The sequence below is a fragment of the Pseudarthrobacter lactosi genome (assembly GCF_055412785.1).
In genome coordinates, this window is the sequence record NZ_JBVAYS010000001.1 from 1,718,406 (window position 1) to 1,732,435 (window position 14,030).

Genomic DNA, 14,030 nt, shown 5'->3' on the forward strand with positions numbered 1-14,030 from the left:
GGACGCCTATGCGTCATCCTTGCCGATGTTCTGGGTCCCCACGGGCTCGCCTTCCGCCCTGTTCGTCCGTCTGTTGATCAGCCAGGTGATAAACCAGAGCACGACGCCGATCGCCATCAGTCCCCCGGCGATCTGGTACTGGATGACGTTGCGGCCCACCCACGGCCCGGCGAGGAAGGCACACAGCAGGGCCGCGAGCAGCGGCAGTTGCCCCGGCGAGGTGAAGAACACTTTGCGGTGGGGGTCCCGCTTGCGGCGAAGGACCAGGCAGGCCACGTTTACTACCGTGAAGACGCACAGCAGCAGGAACGCCGTGGTGCCGGAGAGGTTGGCCACGATGTTGCTCTTGGGGTCGCTGGTGACGTACCAGATCAGGCCCAGGGCCAGGACGGTGGAGAACAGGATGCCGGCCCACGGGGTGCGGCGTCCCGGCAGGACCTTCCCCAACGCGGGCGGCAGGACGTTCTGGCGTGCCATGCCGTAGATCAGCCGGCTGGCCATCAGCATGTTGATAAGCGCGGTGTTTGCAACGGCGAACACGGCGAGGAACGGGAAGATTTTGTCGATGGGGAAGTCCGGCGAGCCCTTGTGTACCACCTCGAGCAGTGCGGCACCTTCTGCCTCCCGGATGTTTTCCAGCTCGGTGGGCGAGAGCACGCTGACCACGGAGACGGCCACCAGCATGTAGAGGAGGACGGCGATGCCGAGGCCGGTCAGCATGGTCCGCGGGAAGATCTTCTCCGGGTGCTGGGTTTCCTCCACCATGTTCACCGAGTCCTCGAAGCCCACCATGGCAAAGAAGGCAATGGAAGTTGCGGCGGTGACGGCCAGGAACAGCCCCTTGTCCTGGTAGTCGTTGAAGACGAATATTTCGCCCGCGTTCCCGGTGCCCTGGGCCATGACATAAAAGCCCACGCCGATCACGATGCACAACGCGATCATCTCCACCAGCGTGAGCACAACGTTGAACTTCACGCTCTCCCCCACGCCGCGCAGGTTGATCGCGGCCAGCAGGAGCATAAATGCCATGGCGACGGCGGTGATCACGCCTTGTCCGGGCACTTCCATCCAGCCGTTGAGCTCCAGTCCGCCGAAGAAGTTCTGGGCGAGGACGTTCGCGGACGTGGACGCACTGGTGATCCCGGAGCAGACCACGGCGAATGCCACCAGGAACGTGACGAAGTGGATGCCGAACGCCTTGTGGGTATACAGCGCCGCACCTGCCGCCTGCGGGTACTGCGTGACAAGTTCGAGGTAGGAGAACGCGGTGAGCGTCGCGACGACGAACGCGAGCAGGAACGGCAGCCAGACGATCCCGCCCACTGTCCCGGCCATGGTTCCGGTGACTGCGTACACGCCGGCGCCGAGGATGTCGCCAACTATGAACAGGAGGAGGAGCTTGGGGCCAAGGACCCGCTTCAGCTCATGTGTCTCTGCCTCCGGATTCGCCGGAACCAGGTCATCTGAAGTGGTGCTCATCGCCCTGACCTCCACACTCAATACGTCAAACGTGGCCTACTTCAGGGTGATCCTCTTGGGGTCGCTTTGGCAACAGGTCCTGTAGCTCTCAGCCTTTGACCTGCCCAGGCACCAGCGGGCAGACCAGCTTGCCGTTCGTGATGGTGTGGGTCAGCGTGATTTCTGTGGACGCTGTTGTGGTGTCCAGGTACGTGGCAGTGACGCGGACTGTCAGGGGGCCGCCGGCCGGGTTGTCCTTGAGGATCTGGGACATCTGCGCGACAGGACTTGCAGTCAGGATAATGTTGCCGGTGCCCGGGAGGAGGATTGTTGGCCCGGTGTAGCTGGTGCCATACGTACCGTTGGCCTGCAGGGCGGCGTACGTGATGGTGGCCGGTGCCGCCGTGGCCGTGACCTTGAGCGTGGCCACCTTTTCCGGCGCATCGTTGGTGCACGTGAGTGGCCCGAGCGCCGGGCCGGGCCAGGCGCCGTTGGCGGTGGCCGTCATGGTGGCGGTGGCCGACTGCTGCCAAAGGGCCGAGGCGGACACTGCTCCGACGCCCAGCAGAACGGTCAGCACGAAGGCACCAACCGCCAGGGTGGCTCCCGGTACCCGCGCGAAAGATTTCACGCCGGGACCTCGCCGTCGGCCTTCTTCGACTGTCCGCGGCCCCGGACGCCCTTGACCACCTGCAGCGCACCGTAGCCAATCAGGCCGGCGGCGCCGAGGGTGACCCACAGGTTGCGGTCGGCATTGCCCAGCGCGTTGGCCGCGTAGCCAACGTAGGGGACGGCGTAGAACAATTTGCCTTTGACCTGGAGTTCACGGACGGGTTCGGCGTCGTTGACACCGTTGTTGTCGCCCTTGGTGATGAGGGTCTTCTCGCCCTCCTGGGTTGCCGCGAAGCCCACGATGCGGTGGGTTTCGACGTCGGGCCGGCCGGAGTACATCTGGAAGGTCACCACGTCGCCGTACTTGAGTTCGGCGAAGTCCACCGGTTTGATGACCAGGAAGGTCCCCGGCGGGAATTTCGGGGCCATGGAGTTGGTCAGCACGGTGTAGGTCTGGGAGCCGGTGGCCCGGGGAACAACGATCAGCACGAGGGCCGCGAAAACCGCGATCATCAGGACTACGAGGTTCAGGAACTTGCCCACAGCAGCGAGTGTGCTGTGGCGCTTCGTTGCGTCACCGGACTTCCTCCGGCTGGTTGCCGGTTCGGCCGGCTGGTCGACGGCGGTCGTATCAGCAGCCTGGCCAACCGGCATCGTCTCAAGCGCAGCCACTGGGCACCCCGCAGAGCTGGCGGGCGGTGAGCGGAAGGCTGATGTTCACGGCTTGGCCTTTCAACAGGAAGGAGGCGGAGGAGCTGAGGCTGACCTGGAAGCACAATACGGTGCTTGCCGATTTGGCGACGGCCGCGGAGGTGAGTCCTGCCGCCGTCAGCGGCGCGTATCCGGTCGCGGTGTTGCATTCTGCGACGGCGGAGGCGAACTTTGCGCCCACCGTGACGTACTGCGCCAGGACCCCGAGTCCGACGTTCGTTACCGTAGCCGGTGCCGCGGTGATGCTGGTGCTGAACGTTCCGCCGGCGTTGGAGTTGTTGCCAACCACAAGGCTGGCGTACACGGGTGTTCCCGGTGCGAGCGATGTGGCCTGGCCGAGGTTGATGGTGGCGGGGCCTCCGGGCAGGGTCATGTTGGTCACCTGCCCGGAGGGAGTAGCGCTGAGGCTGACATCGAAGGAAGCGGAGGAAACGGATCCCGGAGCTGTGGAAGTGCTGGCGTTCCACATAGCGTAGGTGCCCTGCACTGTCAGGAGTCCAAGGACCACCGCTGCTGCGATCAGTACACCGGCTCGCAGCGTCCGCGGGATCCGCATTGTTCCTCCTGGTCCTGATCCTAATCTGTGCTAAAAGGCGGCCGGCTGATCCGCCGGCCGCCTAGTTCAGACTAGGACAGGCCGTCACCCGTGCCGTTGACCTGGGTCAGGGTAAATCCGACATTGCCGAAGTTGTAGCTTGCATTCACGTCGGCGCGGCCCGCAGTGGCTGCCTTGAACTCGAACGTGATAGTCGACGTGACCGTCTGGGTGGCTCCCGTCGGGCGGAGCGGGTTGGAAACAGCCACGCCGCCGACAGTCAGGACCGGAGCGGAAACCGTCACGTTTGCGGGAGTGAATCCGTTGGTTGCGGTGATCCCGGAGGTGGCGATCGTTGCGGCCATCTTGTCACCCGCCAGGGTGACGTTGAGGTCCTGCGTAAAGGTGAGCAAGTCGCCCGGAACCACCTTGTAAGTGGCGATGTTGATGGTGGCGCCGAGCCGGTCCTTCCAGACGCCGGCGCCGTTGACGACGTTCAGGTCGCCGGCAACGATGGTGCCGGGCGCCTGTGTGGCGGCTGCGTTCCAGTTGGCGAGCGTTCCGCCGCCGCCCAGCAGCAGTGCGGCGCCCAGGGCGATGGCGGCAGATCCCTTGATCAGTGTGCTGTTCTTCATGGTGTGTCCCCTCAGACTTTTGCGTGCTTGGTTGTCTTGCTGAAAACAAACAATGCACGTCCTAAATCAGGACTTAAGGGGGAAATCCGTCAAGGTTTACTCAAGTTATTCCAAGTCTTACAACGGGCGCCTGACCTGCGGTTTCTTCGAATAGGCAGCTTGTCCGGTGCAGGAAAATAGTCAATCAAAGTTAGTAATTGCAGTCAATCGAAGTGACTAATTCGAGTCAATCAAAGTTAGTAATTCCGCCTGAGTCCCAATCGCTCCGTGGACCACCTGGCATCACCCCAAAAGATGGGGGCCGATATTGTCTTGCAATACAGAACGTATTGCAAGACAATAAAGCCATGGGGATCATCTGGGCGGCCAGTGCAGATAAACATGGCATCGACCATGAAGATGCATTGAATGCCATCCTGAATCAGACCTACCATGTACAGCAGTTCGATGAACCTCGGGTCGATTCGGGCACAAGGCCAGACCTTTTTATCGGCCCTACTCGGGACGGGAGCAGGGTTCTTGAAGTCATGGCGGTCATAATCCCTCCGAATGACATCCTGATCTTCCACGTCATGGAAGCCCGCAGGAAAATCCTTGACATCGCAGAAAGGCAGGCCGGCAAGTGAACGAAACAGAAGAGTCCCAGGCACCCGAAGAACTCGATGCCGCGGAGCAGACCCGGTACGCAGAGCTGGCAACCTGGGCGGAGACCGCAGATATCGGGCCTGAGGCCCGCGTAAACAAGGCCGACGGCCCGGAGGCGGGCCGCTCTCTCCTCGAAGCCGCGCTTGGCTCCCCCGAAGCGATCAGACGTGCCGTCGGCAAACCTTCACTCAGCACCAAAGGAACATCGCCGTCCCGTTCGCTCAGGCTGCCAGAGGCCATGGATGCAAAGCTCGTGGAGCAGGCTCAAAAGGAACACAGGAACCCCTCCGCGATCATCAGAGATGCCTTGGCCGAATATCTCTCCAAGGCCTCCTGAATCAAAGTCAGTAATTCCGCCGGTGCTTCAGCCGCGGCAGCACAACCGCGAACACACCGGCCGCCGCGAATCCCAGGAGACCAGTGGCCGAGACCCCCGCACCCAGGGAAATAAGCGCCGTCACCCCGGAGAGCAGCACAGGCCCGCCGGTGGAGCCCGCGTCGGCGATGAACCGCCACAGCCCCAGGAACTGGCCGCGGCCGCGGTCGGGTGAGAAGTCGGCGCCGAGGGTCATGATCAGGCCGGAGCTGATGCCGTTGCCGAAGCCGATCAGCAGTGACGCCAACAGCAGCCCGCCAAAGGACGCAGATAGAGGAATCAGCAGCATCGCAATGCCCATGATGACGGTGGACGGGATGGCCACGAAGAGCCTGCCGCGCCGGTCCATCACCTTGCCCGCCGGGTAGAACACCAGCATGTCGATCGCTCCGGACAGCCCGTAAATCACGGACGCCTGAGCCGGATCCATGCCCAGGTGGTCCGCCCACAACGGGATGACCACCTGGCGGGACGCGCGCAGCGCGCTGAGCAGCAGGACCCCAACTCCCAGCGTCAGGAAGACGCGGGCATGCGAAACCGCCACGTTCCGCAGCGTCGGCTCCGGACCCTTGTGGCCGCCGTCGGGCGCTGGCGGGACCACGAGATCCGGGATGGTGACCGCCAAAACGGCTGCCGCAGCCATGCCCACTACCCCCACCCAGTACGCTCCGGCGATCCCGGCGAACTGCATCACGCCGGCACCAAGGAACGGCCCGATGAAGATGCCGATCCTGCTGACCCCGCCCAGCGTTGACAGCGCCCGCGCCCTGAACTGGACGGGCACGGCCTCGGTGAGGTACTTCTGCCGCGCCAGGCTGAAGACGCTTGCGGCCATTCCGACCACGATCATCGCCACCGCCAACAGCCACAGTCCGTTGGGGATCAGGGATGACATCGCGGCGGCCGCGAGTGCCAAGGCACCCACTGCGGCGGCTCCGACGATTGACCAGCGTTCGCCGAACTTGAGCGTGATGAGGGAAGCGGGAAGATTGAAAAACCACGAGCCTAGCCCGATCAGCGTGACGATCAGCGCGGAGACAGCTACTGACGCGCCGAGGTCGCGGGCGGAGAGGACCACCACAGGAAGGACCGCGCCTTCGCCGATGCAGAACAACAGCGCCGGCCCGAAGGCGGGTATGGCGATGCTTCGGAAGTTGAACGGCGGTGGGGTTCCTGGCGAAGTCATCAGATTTATCTTATGCCCGCCAAAAATTGCCCAGCATTCAGGGGGTCACAAGCGGCCGCCCGAGGACTAACGTTTGCCATGTGGGGCACTTCCGCCTGCCCCACACAGCCAAGGAGGTCTCATGGGTGAAGTGTGGATCCGCACCATCAACAACGGATTGGTCCGGGCCGACAAAGTCACGGAAATCGCGTCCACCCGGGGGTCTCTGCATGAGGACCACGGTTTTGCGCTGAAGGTCATTGTGGACGGCAAGGCCCACGTGGTCATAGACGACGGCGATCTTCCGGGCACGCTTCCCGAACGGTTGGAGCACGCGCAGCATCTGGAGGATGCGCTGCTGTTCGCCCTCGACGAGGCCCGCGAGGCCGAGGCATCCACGGTGGTCTTCTTCGCTCCGGAGAGCGACCGCTGGACCCTCGCTGCGGCGGCGGAACTGGCCGGCGGGCTTCCCGCCGTCGGATAACCCCGACGGCGGCACCCGCCAAAGCGCGAACGAACAGTTAAGCCCCTCCGCCAAAGCGCGAACGAACAGTTAAGCCTCTTCGAAAGAGGGGCCCCAAGTGTTCGTTCGCGCTAAATGGAGCGTGGGTCAGGCGGCGTGGCTGAACTCAGTGGCCTTGGCGGTGGCGCGGCGGGGTGCAAGGATGCTCAGCGTGCAGTGGGTCTGCTGCGGGTCAATCCTGGTGGGCAGGTGATGTGTCTCGGAACAGGCCTGAAGCTGCCGGAGCGCTTCGGGATCAACGCGGGCGTTCCGCATGTCCAGTTCCAGGTCCAAGTTGTGCTTCAAGGCGTTGGCGCGTTTCACCACAACGTAGAGGGCCTGGATGCTGTGGATGGTGACGTGGCCCTTGGCGAGGACCTGGGCCTTCGCGTGGTCGAGATCTACACGGACAAGAATGCTGAGCTTTTCGGACAAGATGATCATGCCTTCCTTGCGTGGCTGCGACGCTGCAGCCGGGGAGGCCGCGACGCTGCGGCCAATGGCCGCGCCTCTGCAGCCTCATTCAGGTTAGGCGGCGAATGTGATCTGCGCAACATCGGGTCCATGTCGGAACCACCGCGTTCAGTCAGCCAGCCCCGGGCAGGCTGCGAGGACCACCGACTAGACAAACTTTGTAAATTTGTATCGCCAAACAGTGAAGTTAATGACAATTAAGCCTAAGGCCTTGTCAGACTGCTGTAGTCTGCCAAGTGTCATTGCTTTGGGGACCAGCGGGACGATCGGAAATGGATTCGCTGGACAGACCGGGCAGCAAAACACGATTGGTCCTACAGCAAAGGTCTCAGCCATGAAAACCCCCTCCTCACGTACGCGTAAAATCGCCCTGTTTGCCGCCGGTCCGCTGGCCATCCTGGTTGCCGGCGGCATGGTGTGGCAGGGCTCGCAGGCCGCATTCACGGCCTCCACCCGCAACTCCGGCAGCTCGTGGGCCACCGGCAACGTGACCCTCACCGACGATGACCTGGGCGCAGCCGCGTTCACCGTGGAGAACATCGTCCCCGGCCAGACAGGCCAGAAATGCATCGTGGTCACGTCCCACTCGGACGTCGCCGGCGAGGTCCGGGTCTACACGCAGAACCTGATTGCCTCCAAGGGCCTGGAGAGCCGGATCTACTTCGACCTTGAGCGCGGCACCGGCGGCTCCTTCAATAACTGCACCGGTTTCACCCCCGTCTCCAACACCGTCCCCGAACTCCCCATCTCCACGCTGGCCGCGGTCAACCGTGACTTCGCCACCGGAGGCGCCCCGTGGGACACCGCGGGAACCCCGGGGGAAAACGTCAGCTACCGCGGCACCTGGCGGTTCGACACCACGGGCCTGAGCCAGGAAGACATCAACGCCCTGCAGGGTGCCCGCGTGGGCATCGACCTCGTCTGGGAGCTCCAGTCGGACGCGTCCCCGGTCGTTCCGTAGCCGGAAACTGAGGAATAAAGCAGAACTGTGAACCGGGAGGAACCCGGGTCCGCCCGGGATTCCTCCTGGTGGGGCCCGCTGTTTTCCGCTGACGGCTGGGCGCTTTTTGTGGCGTCCAGCCTGTCGCGGCTGTATCTGGGTGTGGTGCTCAGCCTTGCCCTGATTGCGGTGCTGCCTGCCCTCCTGGGCTGGCACGGCACCGTGGTCCAGAGCGGTTCGATGGAGCCGCACATCAGTGCGGGCGACGTTGTCCTCGCGGCCGCGTTCGGAACCGACCAGAAAGTTCCCGTCGGCGGCGTGGTCGAGTTCACCAGCCCGGCTGAGGCCGAGCCGAGCGGTGTGGAAAAGACCCGCCTGCACCGGATCGTGGCCGAGAATCCGGACGGCACCTTCGTCACGGCCGGCGACGCCAACGCCGAGGTGGACAGCACCCCGCTGGACCGCGGGCAAATCACGGGCCAGGCCCGGCTCCTCATTCCATCAATCGGGCTCCCCGGTTTGTGGCTGGGCCTGGGCAACCTTCCGGCCTTGGCCTTGTGGTCACTGCTGACGCTGCTCGCCGTCGCCGCCGCCCTTTTCGGCTGGCGTCCCGCAGAGACAGAAGAACAGACGGACGACGGCGGCACTCCCCCGGCGTCATCCGTCTCCCGCCTGCAGCGCATCCGGGCCGGCAGCGCTCTGGGCATCGTCGCGGCTTTAGCTGTCCTGGTCATCGCCGGCGCGGCAGCCTTCTCCTCGGCGGCCTTTACCGCCAGCACGGCCAACGCCGCCAACACCTTCGGCACAGCCGCCGACTGGAATCCACCCAGCGTGAGCCTGGCCAACCCCGGAGCCACCGTCAAGGGCACCGTCGCCCTCACGGCAGAAGCCACCGACGCCGAATCGGGCATTCGCAGCGTCACCATCCAATACCAGCCTGCCGGGGCCAGCACGTGGACCACACTCTGCACAACCGTCTCCCAGCCCTACACCTGCAGCTGGAACACCGCCACCGTAACCGACGGCAGCTATAGCCTCCGTGCCACCGCAACCGACAACGCAGGCTTCACCACCACCTCGGCCGTTGTCGAAACACGGGTCGCCAACACCTTCGCCGTCGTACTCACCGATCCAGGTGAGATCCAGCGGGGCTCGGTCACTTTGTCCACCACACTGTTCAGCCCGCCCGGCATCATCAGCTCCGTACGCGTGGAATACTCCGCGGCCGGGGCGAACAAGTGGAACACCCTCTGCACGGCGCTGACAGCACCCTACAACTGCACCTGGGCCACAGGCGCCTTCGCCAACGGCGACTATGACCTCCGCGCCGTGGCAGTCTCCGGCCTGAGCAGCACGTACTCCGAAACGCTGACGGACGTCCTGGTGGATAACGCGGCGCCTGCGGTCAGCATGGTGGACCCAGGGACGCCGCTCAGCGGAACCCGGACCTTCACGGCCACCGCGACAGACGCGCACTCCGGCATCGCCCAAGTGCAGCTCCAGTACGCCCGGACCGGCACCAGCACCTGGCTGCCTCTCTGCACCGCAGACGTGGAACCGTACTCCTGCCGGTTCGATACCACCTCGCTGACAACGACCAGCGCCAGCTACAGCTTCCGCGCGGTGGCCACCGATGCCGCGGGCAACAGCACCGTCTCGGCGGCAGTCACCAACCGCGTCGTGGACAACACGGTGTCCTCGGTTTCGGTCGAGGACCCGGGAGCGTACCTGACGGGGACGGCCACCCTGAACGCAGCGGCCAACTCCACGGCCGGCGTCGGAAACGTGCGGATCCAGACGTCACCGGCCGGCACCAGCACGTGGACCACGCGCTGCACGCTCGCCTCGTCTCCGCTGACCTGCGCCTGGAACACCACCACAGTGCCGGACGGTCTTTACGATTTCCGCGCGATCCTCACCGACGGTGCCGGCAAGGACACCATCTCCGCCACAGTCAGCAGCCGGCGCGTGGACAACAGCCCCCTGCGCGCAACGGACATCCAGGCAGCCAACGGTTCAGGCGCCGTCGGGAAGCTGAGTGCCGGGGACACGCTCAGCTTCACCTACAGCCAGCAGGTCAATCTCGCATCCGTCACCCCGGGCTGGGCGGGCGCAGCGTTGCCGGTGACGGTGCGGCTGCGCGACGGCAACGTGTCCGGCGTAGGCACGGGCAACAACGGCGACACCCTGGACGTCCAGCGGCCGGGCAGCACCGTCAACTTGGGGTCCGTGAACACCAAGGGCAACTTCGCCAAGAACCACAAGACGGCCACGCTGAACGCCACCATGACCGCGGCCACCGTGACAGTTGCTGGCGTGCCGCGCACGGTGGTGACCGTAACGCTGGGAACCGTGGCGAGCGGCGGCGCCAGCCTGCGCACCTCGTCCACGGCGGTGGCCATGGTGTGGAGTCCGACGTCGTCCGTCACCAGCAGCGCGGGCGTCGCCTCCTCCACGGCGCCGGCCATCGAAACAGGGACGCTGGACCGGGACTTCTGACGGATCCGGTGGTGGAGCGTGTCCCCGGTGGTTGAGCCTGTCGAAACCCCGGTGGTTGAGCCTGTCGAAACCCCGGTGGTTGAGCCTGTCGAAACCCCGGTGGTTGAGCCTGTCGAAACCCCGGTGGTTGAGCCTGTCGAAACCCCGGTGGTTGAGCCTGTCGAAACCCAAGCTCAACCACCGGGGCTCAGGTCAGGGTCCGGCGGGCTGTTCTTCCGTTCAGCAGGTCGGCGGCCCGGGCGGGGACCAGTTCACTGAGGAAGCCGATGCTGCCCTCCGCGAGCGTCGCCGCTGCTGCACCGGCCACGTCTTCCAGGGCAGCCGCAGCGGTAGTCCTGGCGTCATCGGCGTTCAGGCCCCAGGCGGCGCCTTCACGGACGATATGGTCCAAGGTCAGATGATTCAGCCTTGCCTGCCCGCCCAGCGTGTGGCCCGCGTTCACGCTGGGCGCGTAGAGCAGCTGGGTGGGTGCCACGTCGTACAGGGGTGCGAGCAGCACCTCGCCGCCGTCGCGGATGAGCAGCGAATAGTTCTTGGAGTGCGCGTCACCGTTGCCGATGACGAGGTTGAAGGTCACGGCCCGAAGCAGATCGCGCCGGAACGCGTCGTTGTCGCGGGTATGTGGTGCCGCCGCCGCTACGAGCGTGGTGAGCCGGGACGGCGGCGCCGTGGTCCCCTCGTACTTGGCGCTGCTGGCCAGTGCCAGTGCCTGGGTGAAGTCTTCCTGGTGGAGTCGGCCACCGCTTTGGGTCCGGTCGTAACGGGTGACGACGATCGCCTGGCGGGTGCCGAAGGTTTCCAACCGGGACTCGGCGGCCGGCAGGCTTGCCGCTGCTGCCACTTTCAGCGCCCAGTCCTCCGCCTCGAGCAGATACGGGATCGGCGAGTCCAGCGGCTCGGGCTTGATGATGTGGGTGGATACGGCTCCCCGGCCCGGCCATGCCCAGCCCCCGCCGTGGCGGCTCAGCAGGACCTTGGACTGGATGCCGCCCAGGGAAGCCGTGATCGCAAAGTCCTCCGGCAGGTCCCAGGTGGGCAACGCTTCGACGACGTTGGTGACCTCCACATCGGTCATCGGGATGGCGTCGGCTTGCCCGTCAGGTGACGTACCTTCGGGCACCGCTTGGACGGCTCCGGCACAGTCAGCCCCGAGAATCTTCAGCAGACCCAGGGCGTCCGGAGTGGACAGCCCGTTCTCCGATGCCAGATGCGAACGGAGCTGCCCTTCCGGCAACAGCCCATCAAAGTAGTTGAACACAGAGGTGCCGGTGATCTTCTTGCGGGTGACCGGCAAAGACAGGGAGAGGAGGATCGACGAAGCGCCGTATTCGGCGATGATCTCGGGGTCGTACTGGAACACCAGTCGCAAGGATGACCCGGAGAGCACACCGATATGGCGTCCGTGCAGATACACATCAAGGCCTTGGCGCTTCACTGTTTAACCTGCAGTCTGGCGAAACGGGGAACCAGGGCAACGTCACGGCCGACTGCCCGGATGGCGTTCATGGCGATGACGCTGGACACGGGCTCGCCGTGTTCAAGCCTGACGATGGTTCCCCGGGTGACGCCCAGTTTCTCGGCGACGTCCTGCTGGGTCAGTCCTGCTTCCTTGCGGGCGTCGGCGATCGACCGGCCAAGGGATGCGGCATCGACTGCCCTGTAGAAACTGGTCAGCTGAGAATGTTCCATATAACGATCATATGGCCTCACAACCCGGATGTTCAATAACTTGAACATCCGAGGCATTGCGTTAATTGTTCGTTATAACGAACACGTCGGACCGTGACGCCGCTTCAGCGAGTGCCGGACACCCTGCGCAGCACCTTCCGCAGCGACTCACACAGGCGGCCAAATCCGGAGACGGGCGCAATGACGGCGACCTTCCGGCTGACACCCTCCTGGTCCAGGTCCCCAATCAAGGCAATCACGTCGTGGACCTCCTGCTCAGTTGGCCGGGCCCGCCTGCGCCGCCGCACTCTTCGGTAATTGCCTCGCTCCATGGTCCGAGACTAGGGATGGGCAGCAGGCCTGCACACGAGTAGCGGCTACCTGTATTCAGTTCCGTCCACCACCGGTCATAGGATCTGAGCATGCATATTGCCGTTCCAGGAGGTACCGGGGCCGTTGGCCACCATGTCGTCGCCCTTGCCAGGGAGCGCGGACACCGGGTGACCAGCCTGACCCGGTCAGAAGGTGTGGACCTGTCCACGGGCCGCGGGCTGCCCGAAGCCCTGCGCGGCGTGGACACCGTTATTGATGTCTCCGGGATCCAGACGCTTTCCACCAGGATGGCCGTGGACTTTTTCACTGCCGCCACCAGGAACCTGCTCGCAGCTGAGGTGGCGGTTCATTGCAGGCATCATGTTGCGCTCTCGATCGTAGGCATCGATAGGGCTGCTTCGGGCCTATACGCCGGGAAGCTCGCGCAGGAGGATGCCGTCCGGCACGGAGAGGTGCCGTGGACCATCCTGCGGTCCACCCAGTTCCACGAGTTTGTGCCTATGGCCATCAAGGCCGCCTCGATTGGCCCGGTGGTGCTGGTTCCACAGATGATCACCCAGCCGGTCGCGGCGCGGGAAGTGGCTGAGGCGTTAGTGGACGCGGCAGAACAGGGTCCCCGCGGGCGGGTTGCCGATCTTGGCGGTCCCCGTCGGGAGCAGCTCGCGGATCTGGTCCGCGACTACTTACGCAAATCCGGGCAGCGGAAGCTGGTGGTGAAGATCCCGGCTCCCGGCGCGATGGGTCTGGGCATGCGTCGTGGTGACCTGGTCCCGGCGGCGGGTGCCGCCGTCGGACGCCAGACGTTCCACGAGTGGCTGGAGACCAGGGGTCCAGTCAATTAGGGCGTGTCTCCGTATTGGCGTAGCCAGATGCCGACCGGGTAGTAGTTGGCGCCGTCAAGTGCGTGGCTTGGGCTTACGGCGAGGGCGCAAGGCGACCCAGAGCCCGCATCTCCGGCAAATGTAGGCGGGTTCGGCGCCGAGGGCATGGAGCTTCCCGCGCCGCATTGTCCGGCCGCAGCAGGAACACTGATCGTAAGTCTCAGAGGCCATGGTTTGTCAGTGCTTCCGTCACCTGATCGATGGTCGGAACGCCGGCAAATCCATCTGGCGTGGGGTAGATCCGGCACGCGAGGTCGCTGACCGGCGCCCCGTCCGGGAAGATGTCGGCCCCGTCAGCGGTGATCGTAGGCGAACCGGCAAAGCCGGTCCCGGCAATATCTGCCGGAGCCTTGATGTGCCGCAAACGGACGCGGATGTCCTGGCGACCCAACGCGACCAGAGCGGCTTCCACCTGCTCGAGTGCTTTTGCCACATTAGGGCAGTCATCGATGTGGATGAGTTCTATTCTCACGCTTGTCCTTGTCAGGTTCGCCCATCGCAGTGGTGCTGATCAGGGGCCGTGTCATCTGTGTCTGATCCTATTCCGGTCGCTGCAGGCGGGCAGCATCTATGGCATGGCCCTGCCCAGGGTGTTC

At 64.5% G+C, this 14,030-nt stretch carries 17 protein-coding genes; 6 read left to right on the plus strand and 11 right to left on the minus strand.

Going from position 1 to position 14,030, the window contains the following annotated elements:
• Window positions 1-6: 6 nt before the first annotated feature.
• The 5 genes from ACZY0Q_RS07905 to ACZY0Q_RS07925 all read right to left on the minus strand — a co-directional run bounded on the left by ACZY0Q_RS07905 (window position 7) and on the right by ACZY0Q_RS07925 (window position 3,951).
• Window positions 7-1,479, minus strand: a complete 1,473-nt coding sequence (locus ACZY0Q_RS07905; RefSeq protein ID WP_463915686.1) for an APC family permease — start codon at window positions 1,477-1,479, stop codon at window positions 7-9.
• A gap of 88 nt (window positions 1,480-1,567) precedes the next feature.
• Complete coding sequence (locus ACZY0Q_RS07910) at window positions 1,568-2,089, minus strand: hypothetical protein (RefSeq protein WP_463915687.1); 522 nt, start codon at window positions 2,087-2,089, stop codon at window positions 1,568-1,570.
• Entirely contained in the window at window positions 2,086-2,724 is a 639-nt protein-coding gene (locus ACZY0Q_RS07915; protein WP_463916284.1) for a signal peptidase I, read from the minus strand. Before ACZY0Q_RS07915 ends, ACZY0Q_RS07910 begins: the two co-directional genes overlap by 4 nt.
• Before the next feature lie 4 nt (window positions 2,725-2,728).
• The gene (locus tag ACZY0Q_RS07920; RefSeq protein WP_463915689.1) at window positions 2,729-3,337 is read right to left on the minus strand and encodes a hypothetical protein; all 609 of its coding nucleotides are present in this window, start codon (window positions 3,335-3,337) and stop codon (window positions 2,729-2,731) included.
• Window positions 3,338-3,408: 71 nt separating this feature from the next.
• Window positions 3,409-3,951 (minus strand): alternate-type signal peptide domain-containing protein, encoded by a 543-nt coding sequence (locus tag ACZY0Q_RS07925; RefSeq protein WP_463915691.1) that lies wholly within the window; start codon window positions 3,949-3,951, stop codon window positions 3,409-3,411.
• A 347-nt stretch (window positions 3,952-4,298) separates the two neighbouring features.
• Here ACZY0Q_RS07925 and ACZY0Q_RS07930 point away from each other — a divergent pair, with 347 nt between their 5' ends.
• Both ACZY0Q_RS07930 and ACZY0Q_RS07935 read left to right on the plus strand, forming a co-directional pair.
• Window positions 4,299-4,577, plus strand: coding sequence for a hypothetical protein (locus ACZY0Q_RS07930; RefSeq protein ID WP_463915692.1), 279 nt, complete (start codon window positions 4,299-4,301; stop codon window positions 4,575-4,577).
• On the plus strand, window positions 4,574-4,933 hold the full coding sequence (locus tag ACZY0Q_RS07935) for a ribbon-helix-helix protein, CopG family (protein ID WP_463915693.1): 360 nt from the start codon (window positions 4,574-4,576) through the stop codon (window positions 4,931-4,933). The genes ACZY0Q_RS07930 and ACZY0Q_RS07935 overlap by 4 nt, the downstream gene beginning before the upstream one ends.
• A 7-nt stretch (window positions 4,934-4,940) precedes the next feature.
• Here the strand turns inward: ACZY0Q_RS07935 and ACZY0Q_RS07940 are convergent, their stop codons facing one another.
• Window positions 4,941-6,158 (minus strand): MFS transporter, encoded by a 1,218-nt coding sequence (locus tag ACZY0Q_RS07940; RefSeq protein ID WP_463915694.1) that lies wholly within the window; start codon window positions 6,156-6,158, stop codon window positions 4,941-4,943.
• 121 nt (window positions 6,159-6,279) lie between these two features.
• On the opposite strand from ACZY0Q_RS07940, the gene ACZY0Q_RS07945 reads away from it, so the two are divergent.
• Window positions 6,280-6,621, plus strand: a complete 342-nt coding sequence (locus ACZY0Q_RS07945) for a hypothetical protein (protein ID WP_463915695.1) — start codon at window positions 6,280-6,282, stop codon at window positions 6,619-6,621.
• 126 nt (window positions 6,622-6,747) lie between these two features.
• On the opposite strand, the gene ACZY0Q_RS07950 is transcribed toward ACZY0Q_RS07945, so the two are convergent.
• Window positions 6,748-7,083: a hypothetical protein gene (locus tag ACZY0Q_RS07950; protein ID WP_463915696.1), complete on the minus strand. Its 336-nt coding sequence runs from the start codon at window positions 7,081-7,083 to the stop codon at window positions 6,748-6,750.
• A gap of 364 nt (window positions 7,084-7,447) precedes the next feature.
• On the opposite strand from ACZY0Q_RS07950, the gene ACZY0Q_RS07955 reads away from it, so the two are divergent.
• Complete coding sequence (locus ACZY0Q_RS07955) at window positions 7,448-8,074, plus strand: hypothetical protein (protein WP_463915697.1); 627 nt, start codon at window positions 7,448-7,450, stop codon at window positions 8,072-8,074.
• Window positions 8,075-8,101: 27 nt separating this feature from the next.
• Window positions 8,102-10,552: an Ig-like domain-containing protein gene (locus ACZY0Q_RS07960; protein ID WP_463915699.1), complete on the plus strand. Its 2,451-nt coding sequence runs from the start codon at window positions 8,102-8,104 to the stop codon at window positions 10,550-10,552.
• 187 nt (window positions 10,553-10,739) lie between these two features.
• Here ACZY0Q_RS07960 and ACZY0Q_RS07965 read toward each other — a convergent pair whose 3' ends face one another.
• The 3 genes from ACZY0Q_RS07965 to ACZY0Q_RS07975 all read right to left on the minus strand — a co-directional run bounded on the left by ACZY0Q_RS07965 (window position 10,740) and on the right by ACZY0Q_RS07975 (window position 12,480).
• Window positions 10,740-11,987 carry a type II toxin-antitoxin system HipA family toxin gene (locus tag ACZY0Q_RS07965; protein WP_463915700.1) on the minus strand — a complete coding sequence of 416 codons (1,248 nt, stop codon included), beginning with the start codon at window positions 11,985-11,987 and terminating at the stop codon, window positions 10,740-10,742.
• Window positions 11,984-12,241 carry a helix-turn-helix transcriptional regulator gene (locus tag ACZY0Q_RS07970; protein WP_463915701.1) on the minus strand — a complete coding sequence of 86 codons (258 nt, stop codon included), beginning with the start codon at window positions 12,239-12,241 and terminating at the stop codon, window positions 11,984-11,986. Before ACZY0Q_RS07970 ends, ACZY0Q_RS07965 begins: the two co-directional genes overlap by 4 nt.
• A 104-nt stretch (window positions 12,242-12,345) precedes the next feature.
• Window positions 12,346-12,480, minus strand: a complete 135-nt coding sequence (locus ACZY0Q_RS07975; protein ID WP_463915702.1) for a hypothetical protein — start codon at window positions 12,478-12,480, stop codon at window positions 12,346-12,348.
• A gap of 162 nt (window positions 12,481-12,642) precedes the next feature.
• Here ACZY0Q_RS07975 and ACZY0Q_RS07980 point away from each other — a divergent pair, with 162 nt between their 5' ends.
• Complete coding sequence (locus ACZY0Q_RS07980) at window positions 12,643-13,395, plus strand: SDR family oxidoreductase (RefSeq protein WP_463915703.1); 753 nt, start codon at window positions 12,643-12,645, stop codon at window positions 13,393-13,395.
• A 199-nt stretch (window positions 13,396-13,594) separates the two neighbouring features.
• Here ACZY0Q_RS07980 and ACZY0Q_RS07985 read toward each other — a convergent pair whose 3' ends face one another.
• Complete coding sequence (locus ACZY0Q_RS07985) at window positions 13,595-13,906, minus strand: thioredoxin family protein (protein ID WP_463915705.1); 312 nt, start codon at window positions 13,904-13,906, stop codon at window positions 13,595-13,597.
• Between the last annotated feature and the right edge of the window lie 124 nt (window positions 13,907-14,030).